Raw genomic sequence first — 2,503 nt, 5'->3', positions numbered from 1 at the left:
AAAAGCACTCCACACAACATTGTTATAACGAGATGCCGGTGAACCATTATAGTAAATCTCTGAAAGCTTGCCCTCAACGACAATAAATTTGAGCGTCTTGCTGTTTTTGATATCTTGATCAGGAATGTAAAAACGCGCCGTCACATAGCCTTGATCCAAATAAACTTTGGTTAACTTCTTGATTAAGAGCTGAATATCAAAAAGCCCAATACATCTTCCAACATAAGGCTCTGTTACGGCTGATATAGAGCGCTTTTTGACATGATGCACTCCCTCAACAACAAGAGCATGAATGGGAAAACATTGCTTCCCACCCAAAAGCGTTTCTGGATTTTGCTCTGAAGGCGTCTTGATCCTTTTAGGCGTTAAAGACCGTAATTTCTCAATTCTTTCTAATTGCTGCTTCTCAGATTGTTGGCGAGAAAAATTATCGGTTGGGGAATGAAAAATAGCTGAGGAGCGCGCATAAACATTTACACCTGTAAACAAGCCAAAGAAAACAACAATGGCACGAAAAATTCTCAAAAGAGAACTTTGGCGTAAAAATACACAAAACAATACAGATTGCCCCCGCTTTGCATTATTCATGAAGCACTCTTTAAAAGAACTTCATGGAACCGCTAATAAATCCACTCAAAACAGCCACTGCCCTATGACGCTTTTAACAAAAGCACATGCCTCTGTGACCAAAAAAGTGACACTAAAAAAACTGCTTTATTTTAACTGTTGAAGATCTCTCCCCCACATTTATATGGAAGAACTTCTAAACAAAACTATTTAGCCCGTCAATGGTTAATACATCAATATCCCCATAAATATAAAGGATAAGTTTGCTCAACCATATCCGCTTGCATTCATAGAGTGAACCTTCAAAACCTATCTATAAAATGCGTGGTAAAATGCTTCAAAATACTTATTCTGATATCTTAAAGCACATATCAAATTTGTCTTTTTTCCATAAAACGAACAGCAAATTTCACTATTTTGCTGATTTTACCTCATGTCATGGGCTGTGGATAAGCAGCATTTAATAAAATTTCTTTTTAAGCAGGTTGTGGGTCTTTAGCACCCTTTTTTTATTTTATTATTGCTATTTGTTTTAAATAGATCTAGCAGATTCTATTTAAAGTTTTTTGACACCGATAGATCAACGCTTATAGAGCGGTGGGGTTTTATTATAAATGCTTCAATCTCATAACAAATCACTGACATTACGCTCTCTGTTACAATCCTACCGTGATCATACAGAAAGTGCGCGCGATAGAGGAACTTCTTTTGAAAAGTTTGTAATTGCTTATTTGACGCAAGACCCTCTGCAATGCCAAGAATATGAAAAGGTTCAAACCTATTGTGAATGGGCAAAAGAGCATGGAGAAGATGGGCGTGATATCGGCATTGATCTGGTTGCTAAAATTCGTGATGAAGAAGGATATGCCGCTATTCAATGTAAGTTTTATAGTGCAAATCATCAAATCAAGAAGGAAGATATTGATAGCTTTATAGCAGCGTCTGGCAAGAAAATATTCACACGCCGTATTCTGGTTGATAGCACCGAAGGTAATTGGAGTAACAATGCCGATCTCACCTGTGAAGGACAAGGAGTCCGCATTCAACGGATTAATCTTTTTGATCTGGAAAACAGTCAAATAGATTGGTCAACCTTTGAAAGCAAAGGGGAAGCTACTCTTAAGAAAAAAGAACCGAAAAATCTTTTAGATCATCAACAAGAAGCGCTTAAAGCTGTTTGTGACGGTTTACAAGAAGCAGACCGCGGCAAGCTGATTATGGCGTGTGGAACGGGAAAGACCTTTACCAGTCTGAAGATAGCAGAAGTTCTTGCTGGTCAAGGTAAACGTGTTTTATTCCTTGTCCCCTCTCTTTCTTTAATGTCACAAACAATAAGAGAATGGACAGCAGATACAGCAATACCCTTGCGTTCCTTTGCCGTGTGTTCTGATACACAAGTTGGCAAACGTCGTAAAGCCCAAGATGATGCTGCCGAACTCGATGTCTCGGATCTCGCTCTACCAGCAACAACAGATTCTCAAAAGCTTGGAGAAAAAGCCAATAAGGTTTCTCCTGATGCCATGACAGTGGTCTTTGCTACCTACCATTCGATACAAGTGATTTCGGATGCGCAAAAGAAATATGCTTTACCGGAATTTGATCTGATCATTTGTGATGAAGCACACCGTACCACTGGAGCTGTGTTAGGAACAGACAAGAGTGAATCTGAGTTTATCAAGGTTCATAATAATAGCCTTATTCGGGGCAAGAAACGTCTGTATATGACAGCAACACCTCGTATCTTTAGTGATAATGCCAAAAAACAAGCTAATGAGATTGATGCTGTTCTGGCTTCTATGGATGATGAAGAGCTTTATGGAAAAATCCTTTATTCTTATAGTTTCTCCCATGCTGTAAAAAATGGACTTTTAACGCCTTACAAGATTATCGTTTTAGGTGTTGATGAAGGAGAAGTGAGTAAATCTATCCAGCATCT

2 protein-coding genes are annotated in these 2,503 nt (G+C 38.6%); one reads left to right on the top strand and one right to left on the bottom strand.

The annotated features are described in order from the left end of the window. Window positions 1–588, bottom strand: a 588-nt coding sequence (locus tag ACFIJZ_RS09345; RefSeq protein WP_375631862.1) for a POTRA domain-containing protein, incomplete at its 3' end; no start/stop codon positions are given. Window positions 589–1,181: 593 nt separating this feature from the next. Between ACFIJZ_RS09345 and ACFIJZ_RS09340 the strand changes: the two genes are divergently transcribed. Next, window positions 1,182–2,503: DEAD/DEAH box helicase family protein (locus ACFIJZ_RS09340; RefSeq protein ID WP_375631860.1), on the top strand; the 1,322-nt coding region annotated here is incomplete at its 3' end.

This window comes from Bartonella sp. CL70QHWL (assembly GCF_042194855.1).
Classification (GTDB): domain Bacteria; phylum Pseudomonadota; class Alphaproteobacteria; order Rhizobiales; family Rhizobiaceae; genus Bartonella.
Note: the sequence above shows the minus strand (reverse complement) of the source record. Positions and strands in the feature narration are given on the sequence as shown.